9 protein-coding genes, 1 tRNA gene and 3 pseudogenes are annotated in these 15,134 nt (G+C 68.6%); 9 read left to right on the top strand and 4 right to left on the bottom strand.

From position 1 onward, the window contains the following. Positions 1 to 63: 63 nt before the first annotated feature. Both lat and NCO8_RS19265 read right to left on the bottom strand, forming a co-directional pair. On the bottom strand, positions 64 to 1,404 hold the full coding sequence (gene lat, locus NCO8_RS19270) for an L-lysine 6-transaminase (protein ID WP_067641413.1): 1,341 nt from the start codon (positions 1,402 to 1,404) through the stop codon (positions 64 to 66). A 64-nt stretch (positions 1,405 to 1,468) separates the two neighbouring features. Beyond that, positions 1,469 to 1,921 carry an Lrp/AsnC family transcriptional regulator gene (locus NCO8_RS19265; RefSeq protein WP_067490712.1) on the bottom strand — a complete coding sequence of 151 codons (453 nt, stop codon included), beginning with the start codon at positions 1,919 to 1,921 and terminating at the stop codon, positions 1,469 to 1,471. Between the two features lie 113 nt (positions 1,922 to 2,034). Here NCO8_RS19265 and amaB point away from each other — a divergent pair, with 113 nt between their 5' ends. Further along, entirely contained in the window at positions 2,035 to 3,558 is a 1,524-nt protein-coding gene (gene amaB / locus NCO8_RS19260) for an L-piperidine-6-carboxylate dehydrogenase (RefSeq protein ID WP_084457291.1), read from the top strand. Positions 3,559 to 3,611: 53 nt separating this feature from the next. Beyond that, positions 3,612 to 3,688: transfer RNA gene (locus NCO8_RS19255), tRNA-Met, on the top strand. Between the two features lie 40 nt (positions 3,689 to 3,728). On the opposite strand, the gene NCO8_RS19250 is transcribed toward NCO8_RS19255, so the two are convergent. Continuing rightward, positions 3,729 to 4,271: a histidine phosphatase family protein gene (locus NCO8_RS19250; RefSeq protein WP_067641631.1), complete on the bottom strand. Its 543-nt coding sequence runs from the start codon at positions 4,269 to 4,271 to the stop codon at positions 3,729 to 3,731. Positions 4,272 to 4,418: 147 nt separating this feature from the next. Here NCO8_RS19250 and NCO8_RS33035 point away from each other — a divergent pair. The 5 genes and pseudogenes from NCO8_RS33035 to NCO8_RS19230 form a co-directional block, all read left to right on the top strand. After that, positions 4,419 to 6,251 (top strand): annotated as a pseudogene (locus NCO8_RS33035) (DEAD/DEAH box helicase); the annotation flags it as partial. A gap of 300 nt (positions 6,252 to 6,551) precedes the next feature. Beyond that, positions 6,552 to 8,495, top strand: a pseudogene (locus NCO8_RS33030) (Lhr family ATP-dependent helicase); the annotation flags it as partial. A 342-nt stretch (positions 8,496 to 8,837) separates the two neighbouring features. Continuing rightward, positions 8,838 to 9,761, top strand: a pseudogene (locus tag NCO8_RS33025) (Lhr family helicase); the annotation flags it as partial. A gap of 3 nt (positions 9,762 to 9,764) precedes the next feature. Continuing rightward, entirely contained in the window at positions 9,765 to 10,538 is a 774-nt protein-coding gene (locus NCO8_RS19235) for an Fpg/Nei family DNA glycosylase (protein WP_067641411.1), read from the top strand. A 98-nt stretch (positions 10,539 to 10,636) separates the two neighbouring features. Further along, a complete protein-coding gene (locus NCO8_RS19230) occupies positions 10,637 to 11,017 on the top strand; it encodes a VOC family protein (protein ID WP_067641409.1) in 381 nt (126 codons plus the stop codon). A 2-nt stretch (positions 11,018 to 11,019) separates the two neighbouring features. Here the strand turns inward: NCO8_RS19230 and glpD are convergent, their stop codons facing one another. Then, on the bottom strand, positions 11,020 to 12,810 hold the full coding sequence (glpD, locus tag NCO8_RS19225; RefSeq protein WP_245655420.1) for a glycerol-3-phosphate dehydrogenase: 1,791 nt from the start codon (positions 12,808 to 12,810) through the stop codon (positions 11,020 to 11,022). Between the two features lie 234 nt (positions 12,811 to 13,044). Between glpD and glpK the strand changes: the two genes are divergently transcribed. Next, positions 13,045 to 14,541: a glycerol kinase GlpK gene (glpK, locus tag NCO8_RS19220; protein WP_067641407.1), complete on the top strand. Its 1,497-nt coding sequence runs from the start codon at positions 13,045 to 13,047 to the stop codon at positions 14,539 to 14,541. A gap of 2 nt (positions 14,542 to 14,543) precedes the next feature. Next, positions 14,544 to 15,134: a TetR/AcrR family transcriptional regulator gene (locus NCO8_RS19215; protein WP_067641405.1), complete on the top strand. Its 591-nt coding sequence runs from the start codon at positions 14,544 to 14,546 to the stop codon at positions 15,132 to 15,134.

Here is a 15,134-nt window from a genome sequence, read left to right as displayed (position 1 = left end):
TATCTGACCGTTCGGTCAAATACCCGGCGGCACCGAATCCGGTTCCTCTCAACAGGTTTACCGTCATTCCACGATGGTCGCGAGTACCCGGTCGAGGGCGTCCACAACCTTGCCCAGTTCCGCTTCGGTGACGGTGAGTGCCGGACGGAACCGGATTCCGCGCTCGCCGGTCCCCAGCAGCAGCACGTGTTCACGCTCGCGCAGGGCCGTCACCACCCGGTCCCGCAGTTGCGGCGTGGCAAGGGTGATCGCGCACATCAGCCCACGCCCACGCACCTCGCTCACCATTTCCGGGTACGCGGCGGCGAGCTGACCGAGCTGATCGAGCAGGTACCGGCCGAGGGGGCCGACCTTGTCGATCACCCGATCCTGTTCCAGCACTTCGAGAATGCGACGCGCGCGCACCATGTCGGTGAGGTTGCCACCCCACGTGGAGTTGAGCCGCGAACTCACCCGGAAGACATTGTCGGGAACCTCGTCGACCCGGCCGCCCGCCATGATGCCGCAGACCTGGGTCTTCTTCCCGAACGCCACCACATCCGGAGCGACATCCAATTGCTGGTAGGCCCAGGTGGTACCGGTGAGTCCGACACCGGTCTGCACCTCGTCGAGGACGAACAGGGCGTCGTTGTCGTGGCACAACCGCTGCATCGCGGCCAGGAACCGCGGCCGCAGATGCCGGTCACCGCCCTCGCCCTGAATGGGTTCGGCGATGAAACAGGCGATGTCGTGCGGACGGTCGGCGAACGCGCGGGCGGCCTGAGCGAGGGTTTCGGCTTCGAGCGCGTCGAGGTCCTCGCCCGCGAAGGTGTGCGGGGTGTCCAGGCGTGGCCAGTCGAACTTGGGGAAGCGCGCGGTCTTGACCGGATCGGTGTTCGTCAGCGACATGGTGTAGCCGCTGCGCCCATGGAAGGCGCCGGTCAGGTGCAGCACCTGGGTGCCGAGTTCCGGTGAGCGGCCGTGGGATTCGTTGTGCCTGCTCTTCCAGTCGAAGGCCACCTTGAGCGCGTTCTCCACCGCGAGCGCACCACCGTCGACGAAGAACAGGTGCGGTAGCCGCGGATCACCGAGCACGCGGGCGAAAGTGTCGACGAAGCGGGCCATCTCGACGGTGTAGACGTCGGAATTGCTCGGCTTGTTCACCGCGGCGGTGGCCAGTTCGGCGCGGAAGCGCTCGTCGCGAGCGAGCGCCGGATGGTTCATGCCGAGGGCGTTGGAGGCGAAGAAGCCGAACATGTCGAGATAGGCGGTGCCGTCGCGTTCGTCGATGAGCGTGCGGCCGTGGGACTTGTGCAGATCGAGCACAAGGTCGAAGCCGTCCGCGAGGATGTGCGAGGACAGGATTTCGTGGACCCGGTTGGCGGGGGTGACCGCCGCGCCGGGGCGCTCCAGTTCGATGGTCACGACCCGAGGGTACGCAACTATTTACGGAACATCCACGGAATGACGGATTAATTACGAAGAATCGTTACCTGTCGTAGAATGTCTGCAGGATGATGGTGCTGCGCGTCCGCACGTTGGCGGTGGCCCGGATCTCCTGCAGCAGCTGTTCGAGATGCCGGGGTGAGGCCACCCGAACCAGCAGGACGTAGCTCTCCTCGCCCGCCACCGAGTGGCACGCCTCGATGCCGGGAACGTGCTGCAGCAACGCGGGCGCGTCATCGGGCTGGGACGGGTCGAGAGGAGTGATCGCGACGAATGCCGACAGCAGGTGCCCGAGCGCTTCGGGGTCGACGTTGGCCGTGTATCCGCGGATCACGCCGCGCGCCTCGAGCCTGCGCACCCGTGACTGCACCGCCGACACCGAGAGGCTGGCCTTCTCCGCCAGATTCGACAGGGTGGCGCGCCCGTCGTTCATCAGCTCCCTGATCAGGAGCCGGTCGATATCGTCGAGCTGGGGTCTAGCCGGTGTATCCGCCATCAGCGAAGGCTAACGCAGGCCGGGGGTTGCGCGGGGAAGACTTCTTTCTGTTCTCCTCCGAAATCCGAGCGAACTTTTCCGTGAGTCGTACCAACAGCAGAAGGTGAACAGTGATGACGCACACCGTGACCGAGCATTTCTCCGAACAGCTCTCGCTGCGCGCGCGGGCCCTGCTGCACGGCCTCGGCGCCGACGTGCCCGAGCCGGGCGTCCTGCTCGCGCGCACCCCGATCTCCGGCGGTGTCCTGCTCCCGCTCACTCCCGACACCACGGCCGACGTGGATGCCGCGATCGGTCGCGCGGCCGACGCGTTCGAATCGTGGCGCACGGTCCCCGCCCCGGTGCGCGCGGCGCTGGTGCGCAGATTGTCGGCGTTGCTGGTCGCCCATCAGGACGAGCTGGCCGAGCTGGTCACACTCGAGGCGGGCAAGATCGGCGCCGAAGCCCTCGGCGAGGTGCAGGAGATGATCGACGTCTGCGAGTTCGCGATCGGCCTGTCTCGCCAGCTCTACGGCGCGACCATGCCGTCCGAGCGACCAGGGCATCGGCTCATGGAGACCTGGCATCCGCTCGGGGTTGTCGGGGTGATCTCGGCGTTCAACTTCCCGGTCGCGGTGTGGGCGTGGAACACCGCCATCGCGCTGGTCTGTGGTGACACGGTGGTGTGGAAGCCGTCGGAGACGACCCCGCTCACCGCGCTGGCCTGTCACACGCTGCTGCGCCGGGCCGCGCTCGAGGTGGGCGCGGATCCGCAAGTGCACCAGCTGGTCCAGGGTGACGCCACCGTCGGCGAGGCGCTCGTCGACGACCCACGGGTGGCGCTGCTGAGCGCGACCGGGTCGGTGCGGATGGGTGGCATCGTCGCGCCACGGGTGGCGGCCAGGTTCGGGCGGTGCCTGCTCGAGCTCGGTGGCAACAATGCCGCGATCGTGGCGCCGAGTGCTGATCTGGAGCTCGCGGTGCGCGGGATCGTGTTCGCGGCGGCGGGCACGGCGGGTCAGCGATGCACCACGCTGCGCAGGTTGATCGTGCACAGCTCGATCGCCGATCAGCTCGTCGAGCGGCTGTCGTCGGCGTACAGCCAACTGCCCGTTGGCAATCCACTCGACGACGGTGTGCTCGTCGGTCCGCTCATCAACGAACGCGCCTACACCGCCATGCAGGCGGCGCTGCTGCGCGCGAAGGACGAGGGTGGCGAAATCGTCTGCGGCGGTGAGCGGGTGGAGCTGATCGGGTCGGAGGCATACTACGTGCGGCCCGCGCTCGTGCGCATGCCCGCACAGACCGAACTGGTGCGCGAGGAGACCTTCGCACCGATCCTGTACGTGCTCACCTACGACGACCTCGACGAGGCCATCGCACTGAACAACGGTGTGACCCAGGGTCTTTCCTCGGCCATCTTCACCCTCGACCAGCGCGAGGCCGAACAGTTCATCGCCGGATCCGATTGCGGCATCGCGAATGTCAATATCGGCACCTCCGGCGCGGAGATCGGCGGCGCGTTCGGCGGGGAGAAGAACACCGGCGGCGGGCGCGAATCCGGGTCCGATTCCTGGAAGGCCTACATGCGCCGGGCGACCAACACGATCAACTACTCCACCGAACTCCCCCTCGCCCAGGGCATCCATTTCGGCTGATCACAGCGGCGATTTCGCCTTCGGCCACCCCGCGTGTACAGTAGTGAATGCAACGCGGGATGGAGCAGCTCGGTAGCTCGCTGGGCTCATAACCCAGAGGTCGCAGGTTCAAATCCTGTTCCCGCTACCACCCGAAAGCCCCGGAGTTTCGACTCCGGGGCTTTCGTCGTTCATCCCAGTCGCAACGTCCAATTGCCGCGGAAATGCAGCCGGGTGACGCTCGCCGGCTGAACATCGATGCGCCAGAAGGACTTCGGCGGCGCGTCGAGGACGACCAGCAGCGCCGCGCGGATCACCGAGGGATGTGTCACCGCGACGGTATCCACACCCGCCGTCGCTATCTCGGCCAGCCAGAACCGCACCCGCTCCACCAGGTCGGTCACCGACTCACCACCGTGCCCACGGAATTCCGGATCGGTGAGCCAGGCGAACAGCTGATCCTGCGGGAGCCTGCTCATCTCGGTACCCCGCCACGCCCCCGCGTCCAGGTCACGTAGTCGCTCGTCCCGCTCGCCCACCAGCCCGAGCACCTCGGCGGTCTCGCGCACCCGACGTTCCGGGCCCGTCCGCACCTGCGCTCCGGTCAGCGGCGAGCACGTCTCCAGCGCGGCGAGGCCCGCCTTGTCCAGGGATTCGTCGACCGGGAAACGCGCCTTACGTACCGCCTCGGTGAGGCCGTGGCCGACGAGGTCGACTCTCAGCACCGTCTGCACGATGGACCAGGGTACGGCGGGCGTGTTCCGGGCCACACCCTCGCCCCGCCCCGACCGGGGGGTCTTCGCCTGCCGTGGCATCGACGCTGGTCGCGGGCGGCGCGCGGATCGCGGAACCTGTCGGTGGGTGGGTGCACACTGAATCTCATGGACCGGTTTTCCCTCGCTACCGCGCAGTGGTTCGACGGCGCCTTCCCCGAGGCGACATCGGCCCAGCTCGGCGCGTGGCAGGCCATCGCCGACGGGCAGCACACCCTTGTCGTCGCGCCGACCGGCTCGGGCAAGACGCTGTCGGCGTTCCTGTGGGCGATCGACCAGCTCGCCCAGCGTGGGCCCGCCGAGCCCGGTACCCGCCGAGGGACATCCGTGCTCTATGTCTCACCACTGAAAGCGCTGGCAGTGGACGTGGAGCGGAACCTGCGCGCCCCGCTGGTCGGAGTCACCCAGACGGCGAAGCGGCTGGGGCTCGACCCGCCGGAGATCTCGGTGGGCGTGCGATCCGGCGACACCACCCCCGCGCAGCGCCGGGCGATGCAGCGCACCCCACCCGACATTCTCATCACCACACCCGAATCACTGTTCCTGCTGCTCACCTCCGCGGCCCGCGAAACACTCGCCGAGGTCGAGACGGTGATCGTCGACGAAGTACACGCCATCGCCGGCTCCAAACGCGGCGCGCACCTGGCGCTGTCGCTGGCCCGGCTCGATCAGCTCACCGAACGGCCCGCGCAGCGCATCGGGCTGTCGGCCACCGTCCGCCCGCCCGAGGAGGTCGGACGATTCCTCGTCGGCGACGCGCCGATCACCATCGTCCGGCCACCCGCGCCGAAGACCTTCGACCTGTCGGTTCGGGTGCCGGTGGCGGACATGACCGATCCGGGCGGCGACTCCGATCAGCCGGGTTCGATCTGGCCGCACGTCGACGAGGCCATCGTCGACCTGGTGCTCGAGCATCGGTCCTCGATCGTGTTCGCGAACTCGCGACGCCTCGCCGAACGATTGACCGCCCGGCTCAACGAGGCCTACGCCGCCAAGCTCGGCGAACCGGTCGAGACCGAGCACGCCCCGCCCGCCCAGCTCGGGCCGTCCACCGAGGTGATCCACGGTGCCGACCACCTGCTGGCGCGTGCCCATCACGGGTCGGTGAGCAAGGAGCAGCGGGCGATCATCGAGGACGACCTCAAGACCGGCCGACTGCGGTGCGTGGTTGCCACGAGCAGTCTCGAGCTGGGCATCGACATGGGTGCGGTCGACCTGGTCGTACAGGTGGAGGCGCCGCCGTCGGTGGCGAGCGGGTTGCAGCGGGTCGGCCGGGCCGGGCACCAGGTGGGCGAGATCTCGCGGGGTGTGCTGTTCCCCAAGCACCGCACCGATGTCATCCATTGCACCGTCGCCGCCCAACGCATGCTGTCCGGGCAGATCGAACTGCTCCAGATTCCCGCGCATCCGCTCGACATCCTCGCCCAGCAGACCGTTGCCGCCTGCGCGCTGGAACCGCTCGATGTCGACGCCTGGTTCGACGTCGTCCGGTCGACCGGAAGCTACGCGCAGCTGCCCCGCTCGGCGTATGAGTCCGTGCTCGATCTGCTCGCCGGTCGGTATCCGTCCGACGAGTTCGCGGAGCTGCGGCCCCGCGTGGTGTGGGATCGCGATGCGGGCACGCTGACCGGGCGCCCCGGTGCGCAACGCCTGGCGGTCACCTCGGGTGGCGCGATTCCCGATCGCGGGATGTTCGCGGTGTTCATGGTCGGTGAGAAAGCTTCTCGTGTAGGGGAACTCGACGAGGAGATGGTCTACGAGTCCCGTGTCGGTGATGTGTTCGCGCTCGGTGCGACCAGCTGGCGGATCGAGGAGATCACCTTCGACCGGGTGCTGGTGTCACCTGCGTTCGGGCTGCCCGGTCGGTTGCCGTTCTGGCACGGCGACGGATTGGGCCGTCCCGCCGAATTAGGTGCGGCGCTAGGCGAATTCGTGCGCACGGCAGGTCAGGTTCCCGCCGATGAGCTGACCCAGATCGTGACAAACATGGGCACAGCGGTCTCGGCTCCCGGCGACCAGCTCGATTCGAAGGAGGTCACCGCCGGACAGGACGTTCCGCTGGAAGGCGGGTCGCAGCTCGCACGATCCCGGCGAGAGACTGCGGAGGTACCCACCCGAGGGACTTTGTCCGGCGGGGCCGAGGCGGGCCGAGCCCAACCAGCCGCAGTCGAGTCGAGCCGGGCGCGATCACGCGGTGCCAGTCGGGCCGGGGCGGAGCTGAGTAAACCTGCGGCGCGGCTCGAGGAATTGGTGCGCACAGCTGGGCTCGATCAGAACGCGACGGCCAATCTTGTCGGGCTGCTCGACGAACAGCGCACGGCGACAGGGCAATTGCCTACCGATCGCACCCTGGTGGTCGAGCGGTTCCGGGACGAACTCGGTGACTGGCGGCTCGTGCTGCACTCGCCCTACGGCACGCCGGTGCACGCACCGTGGGCGCTGGCTGTGGGGGCGCGTCTGCAGGAACAGTTCGGTATCGACGCGGCGCCTACCGCGTCCGACGACGGCATTGTCGTGCGGTTGCCCGACACCACGGATCAGCCGCCGGGTGCGGAGCTGTTCGCGTTCGAACCCGACGAGATCGACGACATCGTCACCGAACAGGTCGGTGGTTCGGCGCTGTTCGCGTCCCGGTTCCGGGAGTGCGCCGCCCGCGCGCTGCTGCTGCCGCGGCGCGACCCGGGTAAGCGGGCCCCACTGTGGCAGCAGCGGCAACGGTCGGCCCAATTGCTCGACGTGGCAAGGAAATTCCCGCAGTTCCCGATCCTGCTGGAAACCGTGCGCGAATGCCTGCGCGATGTATACGACCTGCCCGCCCTGCGCGACCTGCTCACCCGGGTGGCACGCCGGGAGATCCGCCTGGTCGAGGTGGAGACCGCCACCCCGTCACCGTTCGCCAACGCCCTGCTGTTCTCCTACATCGGCCAGTTCCTCTACGACGGCGACAGCCCATTGGCCGAACGCCGCGCCGCCGCCCTCGCCCTCGACTCGAGCCTGCTCGCCGAACTCCTCGGCCGCGTCGAACTCCGCGAACTCCTCGACCCGGCCGTCCTCGACCTCACCGAACGCGAACTCCAACGCCTCACTCCCGAACGCCACGCCCGCGACGCGGAAGGCCTGGCCGACCTTCTCCGCCTCCTCGGCCCTCTGACCCCTACCGAAGCCGCCGCACGCTGCGTACCCCGCCCCGGAACCCCGAGAGCCGCTCGCTATGCCGCGGCGGACGACCGAGCACCTCGCACCATCGAAGGGGAGTCGGCGACAAGCCCATTGGACGGGCATGCCGGTGGCGGCTCGGGTGACGTCAGCTCGTCGGTCAGTGGCGACGCGTCGGCGGGTGGTGGTTCGTCGGACTTCGGGTCGTCGACCCGAAGTGAGACCTCGGCCGAAGGCGATGCAGTTGCCGACGGGAGTGCGGCAGTGATCGGCGATGGGCCGCGGCTGCTCGCGGACTCCGACGCGCCGGCGTGGTTCGTGGAGTTGCGGGATTCGCGGCGGGCGCTGGAGGTTTCGTTCGCCGGGCGGACCTGGTGGGTCGCGGTGGAGGACGCGGCTCGGTTGCGGGATGCGCTGGGGGTGCCGTTACCGATCGGGGTGCCTGCCGCGTTTATCGAGCCGGTGCCGGATCCGCTGGGTGATCTGGTCGGGCGGTATGCGCGCACGCACGCGCCGTTCACTACCGCCGCCGTTGCCGAGCGATTCGGTTTGGGGACGGCGGTCGCCGTCACCGCGCTGCATCGATTGCTTGCCGAAAAGCGTGTTGTGGAGGGGGAATTCACGCCCGGTGCGGCCGGTGGTGAGTGGTGTGACGCGCAGGTGTTGCGGCGGTTGCGGCGTCGGTCGCTCGCGGCGGCCCGGCACGAGGTCGAGCCGGTGTCCACCGCCGCGTTCGCTCGTTTCCTCCCTGCCTGGCAACACGTCGGTTCGGGCGAGTTGCGTGGCATCGACGGCGTGGCCACGGTGGTGGAACAGCTTGCGGGCGTGCCTGTTCCGGCTTCGGCATGGGAGTCGTTGATCCTGCCGATGCGGGTGCGTGACTACTCCCCCGCCATGCTCGACGAACTCATGGCCACCGGCGAGGTGATCTGGTCGGGGCACGGCGCCATCACCGCCCGCGACGGCTGGATCGCCCTGCACCTGGCCGAGCAGGCCCCGGTCACCCTGCCACCGCCTGACGACATCGATCCGACCGACGTCCAACTCGACCTCCTCATCGCTCTCGGCGCCGACATCGAGCCCCGCCCACAAACCCGGCGCAGCTCCGGGTCCACAAAACCCGCCGACGACGCCCACCACAACAGTTCGGCGCCGCGAAGGCCCGACGCTGTCGATATCGATGCCGACCGCTCGAACCTCGGGGAGACTTCGCGAACAAGCACATCCGACTTCCCTGACGCACCCAATACGAGTGGACCGGATCAGGCACGTCCCCCGAAGAGAACCGGTCAGCTCGGCGGCGCCGGCTACGCGGAGGCGATAGATCTCGACGGACCCGCAGGCGGGGAAGACCGTCGAATCCCGGCGAACGTCAGCGGCGGCGGCGCGTATTTCTTCCGCCAGCTGTCCGATGCGACCGGGCTGCTCGATGACAAAGTGGTCGGCGAGGCTCTGTGGCAGCTGGTCTGGGCCGGTTACGTTTCCGGCGATACCTTCGCCCCGGTGCGCGCACTCCTGTCGGGCACCGCGCGCAGCACCACCGCGCACCGCACCCCGCGCCGCGCTCCCCGCGCCCGCGCGTACCTCCCCCGCCCGTCCATGCCGACCCGGTCCGGCCCACCGAACCTGGCAGGCAGGTGGTCGATACTCCCGGAACGGGTGCGCGACAACACTGTTCGTGCCCACGCCACGGCCGATCAGCTTATCGAGCGATACGGCGTGCTGACGCGCGGCTCCGTACAGAACGAAGGTGTGCCGGGCGGGTTCGCGCTGATGTACCGGGTGCTCACCGAGTTCGAGGACCGTGGCCGGTGCAGGCGCGGCTATTTCGTCGACACTCTCGGTGGCGCGCAGTTCTCCACCACCGACACCGTCGACCGATTACGTTCCTTCGACACCGACCGCGACAACAACCGGGCAGGCGTCGCCGTCGCCCTGGCCGCCTGCGACCCAGCCAACCCCTACGGAGCCGCCCTGCCGTGGCCCAAGGGCGATGCCGACAGTGGTCACCGGCCGGGCCGCAAAGCGGGGGCGCTGGTGGTATTGGTCGGCGGCGAACTGGTGCTCTATGTGGAGCGCGGCGGCAAGACCCTGCTCAGCTTCACCGAGGACATCGGCCTGCGCCGCACAGCGGCCGTCGCCTTGGCACAGCTGGTCACCGACCGCCGGGTCGACGGCCTGGTGATCGACAGGATCAACGGTGAAACCGTGCACGGCCACACCTTCGTCGACGTCCTAGTCGAGGCGGGCTTCTCGATGACCCCACGCGGACTCCGACTGCGCAGGCAGGTATAGCCGATGCCCGAGGGCGACACCGTTTTCCGCACCGCCGAACGGCTACGCACCGCACTGGCCGGAAAGACCCTGACCCGCAGCGACTTCCGGGTGCCGCGCTACGCCACCGTCGACCTGGTCGGCGCGGTCGTCGACGAGGTCGCCAGCTACGGCAAGCACCTGTTCGTGCGCACCGAACGGGTGAGCATCCACACCCACCTGAAAATGGAGGGCGAGTGGCGGGTGTTCCACTGCGGCCAACGCTGGACCAAACCGCGGGTCACCGCGCGACTCGTGCTGGCCACCGAGGAGGTCGAGGCCGTCGGCTTCTCGCTCGGCAAAGTGCAGGTCCTGCCGCGCGCCGAGGAACACACCGTCATCGATCACCTCGGCCCCGATCTGCTCGGGCCCGACTGGGACGCCGCCGAGGCACTGCGTCGCCTGTCCGGGTATCCGCGTCGCCCCATCGGCCTCGCCCTGCTCGACCAGCGCAACCTGGCGGGCATCGGCAATATCTACCGCAGCGAGATCTGCTTCCTGCGCCGCGTCCACCCGGCCACTCCCGTCGGCGAGATCGCCGATCTCCCGGCCCTCGTCGACGAGTCACACCGGGTTCTCGGCAAGGCCGCGCACGAACCACCGTGGCGGCCGATGGTCTACGGGCGCACCCGTCGCCCGTGTCCGCGCTGCGGCACCGCCATCGCCTCCCAGCTCCTCGGGGAGGACGACCCCGCCGACCGCATCACCCAGCGCGAACGTGGCATCTATTTCTGTCCGCGCTGCCAGCCGGTTCCCTGAAAACGGCTCGCCGTCACCACCGTGGTCCGATACGCTCGCCAGAATCGTTCCCATCGCTAACTTCCCGGCAGTTCACCAGGTAGAGAGCAGGTTTCGCAATGGCATGTCGGATCAGTGAGCTCGTGCTCGAGTGCCGCGAGCCCGAGACGCTCGCCCGGTTCTGGTGCGCGGTACTCGATTACGTCGTGCTCGATCGCGACGACGACGGCAGCATCGAGGTCGGGCCACGCGAAGGCTTCGGCGGCCCGCAGCCGACGATCATCCTCAGCCCCACCGACAACCCCACGCCCGGCAAGGCTCGCCTGCACATCGACGTCAATCCCACCGACCGCGACCAGGATGCCGAACTCGCGCGTCTGCTCGAACTCGGCGCACGTCCCGCGGATATCGGCCAGACGGGCGACGAGCAGTGGCATGTGCTGGCCGATCCGGAGGACAACTACTTCTGCTTGCTGAAGGCGCGCATCGACCCGGTCTGAGGTCAGCGGTCCTGCGGTACCGGTTCCAGCAGTTGTGGACGCGGCTCCGGGGCGGCGACCCGCAGGGCGTCGGCCGACTTGTCGTCCGGTTGGGTCTGCGAATCGATCTCCGCGCGCACCCGCGCCTGGTAGGTCGACACCTCACGCTCGATGTCGTCGTCGTCCCAGCCGAGAATCGGCGCCACCAGGTGCGCGACCTGTTCGGCACAGTTGGCACCCCGATCGGGGTATTCGATGGAGATGCGGGTGCGCCGGGCCAGGATGTCGTCGAGGTGCAGGGCACCCTCCGCGGCGACCGCGTACACCGCTTCCACCTGCAGGTAGGCGGGAGCGTCCGTAATCGGTTGCAGCAGTTCGGGTTTGCCCTCGGCCATGGCGAGCACCTCGTCGACGACCGAGCCGTAGCGGTCGAGCAGGTGGGTCATCCGGTACGGGTGGACGCCGTAGTGCTCGGCCAGTTGCACGGTCTGGTTCACCAGCGCGAAGTACCCGTCGGCACCGAGCAGAGCCACCTTCTCGGTGATCGACGGCGACACGCGGGCCGGAATGTCCTGCGCCGCTTCGTCCATCGCGTCGGCCGCCATCACCCGGTAGGTGGTGTACTTGCCGCCCGCGATACTCACCAGGCCGGGCGCCACCCGGGCCACGGCATGCTCACGCGACAGCTTCGACGTCTCGTCGCTCTCCCCCGCCAGCAACGGCCGCAGGCCCGCGTACACGCCGTCGATATCGGCGTGGGTGAGCGGCGTGACCAGCACCTCGTTCACCCGGTCGAGCAGGTAGTCGATATCGGCCTTGGTCGCGGCGGGATGCGCGAGGTCCAGATTCCAGTCGGTGTCGGTGGTACCGACGATCCAATGCGCGCCCCACGGAATGACGAACAGCACCGAGGTTGCGGTCCGCAGGATGATCGCCGCGTCGCTGACGATGCGGTCGCGCGGGACGACGATGTGCACACCCTTGGACGCTCGCACATGGAATCGGCCGCGCTGATGCGACAGACCCTGCACCTCGTCGGTCCACACGCCCGTCGCATTGATGACCACACTCGCGCGCACCTCGGCGGTCCGACCGTCCTCGGTGTCACGCAGCTTCGCCCCGACCACCCGGTCGGCCTCCCGCAACAGTCCGACCACCTGGGTGGACGTACGGATGACGGCACCGTAGTGGGCGGCGGTGCGGGCGACGGTCATGGTGTGGCGGGCGTCGTCGACGACGGTGTCGTAGTAGGTGACACCGCCGATCAGCGCGTCGCGGCGCAGGCCCGGCGCCAGCCGCAGCGCCCCGTGGCGGGTCAGATGATGCTGTCCCGGAACGGATTTCGCGCCGCCCATGGTGTCGTAGAGGGTCAGGCCGGCGGCAACGTACGGCCGTTCCCACAGCCGGTGGGTGAGCGGGTACAGGAAGCGCAGCGGCTTCACCAGGTGCGGCGCCAGCGTCGACAACGCCAGCTCCCGCTCCTTGAGCGCCTCGCGCACCAACCCGAACTCGAGCTGCTCGAGGTAGCGCAGACCGCCGTGGAACATCTTCGACGACCGGCTCGAGGTGCCCGAGGCGAGGTCACGCGCCTCCACGAGGGCGACCGACAGGCCACGGGTGGCCGCGTCGAGCGCGATCCCGGAGCCGACCACGCCGCCGCCGATGACCAGCACGTCGAATCGGTCCTTGCCGAGGCGCTCCCAGGCGGTGCGCCGGTGTTCGGGCCCGAGCTCACCGGGGCCGAGCCGGTCCCGTTTTCCGCCTGCGACCAACTCACCAGGGTTGAGGAACGGAAACTCCGGTGTCTGCGACATGCTCGACTCCTCGCCGCCGACCGTGAACGGCCGGTCCCAGCCGACAGTTGGGTGCAGACGCCGGGCACGTCCCGGCGCCGCCTACAGGCTAAACGTAGTGCCCACCCGGCGTGTGGGACGAACCCGGCGAGGCGTGTGGCCGAAATTCGGTACCCGGGCCCAACCGGGCGATTCCCACTCGTCGTCGGCGACAAAGCTTGCTACGACGACCGCGCGGTTGGGTAGCCTGCCTGAATGCGTCGCTATGTGGCCGCCATCGATCAGGGCACGACTTCGAGTAGGTGCATCGTCTTCGACCGGCAGGGCCGGATCGTCGGGACCGCGCAACGCGAGCATCGGCAGATCTTCCCCAAGCCCGGCTGGGTGGAGCACGATCCGGTCGAGGTGTGGCGCAATACCGAATGGGTGCTCGGCGCCGCGCTCGGCAACAGTGGTTGCTCGGCGGGCGACCTGGCCGCCATCGGTATCACCAACCAGCGCGAGACCACCGTCGTGTGGGACCGGACCACCGGCGAACCGGTGTACAACGCCATCGTCTGGCAGGACACCCGCACCGATCAGCTGTGCACCGAGCTCGGTGGCGAGCAGGGTCCGTCGCGGTACGCCGACCGCACCGGGTTGCCGCTGTCGACCTATTTCGCCGGTCCGAAGCTGCGCTGGATCCTCGACAATGTCGAGGGCGCACGGGCAAAGGCGCAGGCGGGTGACCTGTGTTTCGGCACGATGGATACCTGGGTGCTGTGGAAACTCACCGGTGAACACCGCACCGACGTCACCAATGCCTCGCGCACGATGCTGATGGATCTGCGCACGCTGCGCTGGGATTCGCAGATCTGCGCGGAATTCGACGTGCCGATGTCGATGCTGCCCGAGATCCGCAGCTCCTCGGAGGTGTACGCGGAGATCACCGCCGGGCCCTTCGCCGGCGCACCCGTGGCGGGCATTCTCGGCGATCAGCAGGCCGCCACCTTCGGGCAGGCGTGTCTGTCGCCCGGCGAAGCCAAGAACACCTACGGCACAGGCAATTTCATGCTGCTCAATACCGGGACGACACCGGTGTTCAGCAAGCACGGGTTGCTCACCACCGCGTGCTACCAGATCGGTGACGCCCCCGCCGTCTACGCGCTGGAAGGGTCGATCGCGGTCACCGGTTCGCTGGTGCAGTGGTTGCGTGACAACCTCGGCATCATCTCCTCCGCCCCCGAAGTGGAAACCCTGGCCCGTACGGTCCCCGACAACGGCGGCGCCTACTTCGTCCCCGCCTTCTCCGGCCTGTTCGCCCCGCGCTGGCGGCCCGACGCCCGAGGCGTCATCGCGGGCCTCACTCGCTTCGTCACCAAGGCCCACCTGGCCAGGGCAGCACTGGAATCCACCGCTTTCCAGACCCGCGAGGTGGTCGACGCCATGCGTGCCGACGCCGCCGCCCAGCACCTCGACCTGGAACTGACCACCCTCAAGGTCGACGGCGGCATGACCGGCAACGACCTGCTCATGCAATTCCAGGCCGACATCCTCGACGTCCCCGTGGTCCGCCCGGTGGTCCGCGAAACCACCGCCCTCGGCGCCGCCTACGCCGCGGGCCTGGCCGTCGGCTACTGGTCCAGCCTCGACGACCTGCGCGACAACTGGACCGCCGACCACACCTGGACCCCCGACATGCCCGAATCCGAACGCACCCAACGCTATTCGGAATGGAACAAGGCCGTGGAACGCACCTACAACTGGTCCTGAGGATGGACGACCGCCCCCGCAAGCTGCCTCGGCAACGCCGGGCGCGCGAGACCGTGGAAACGCTGCTCGAGGCGGCGGCCCAGGTGTTCTCCCGCGAGGGTGCGGCGGCCACGACCAACCGGATCGCCGAGCGCGCAGGCGTCTCGATCGGCACGCTGTACCAATACTTTCCGAACAAGACGGCGATGTTGCGCGCCTTGGCCGAGCGTCACTTCCTCGCTGCCGCGACGGGACTCGGCGAGGTGTTAGCGCGGTTGCGGTCCGAGGAGCCACCGTTCGACGAGACGCTGCGTGCGATCGTGACGGCTGTCGCCGATCTGCATCGCGACCGGCCTGCCCTGCACGCCCTCATGCACCGCGTCGCGCTGCGGCTGCCCGCGGAGTGGGAGGCGATGCGGGCCTTCGAGGACTACCTCGTTGCCGAGGTGGAGTTCCATCTGCGGCGATGCGGGCGCGGCGGAGCTGATCCGCAGCTCACCGCACGGACCCTGGTCCACGCCGTCGACACCCAGGTGCACCGCGTCATGACGCGGCACACCGTCGATGCGGATGCACTGCTCGTACTGGCGCGGCAGTTATTGCCGGAGGGCTGA

It is taken from the genome of Nocardia coubleae NBRC 108252, assembly GCF_001612805.1.
Classification (GTDB): domain Bacteria; phylum Actinomycetota; class Actinomycetes; order Mycobacteriales; family Mycobacteriaceae; genus Nocardia; species Nocardia coubleae.
Note: the sequence above shows the minus strand (reverse complement) of the source record. Positions and strands in the feature narration are given on the sequence as shown.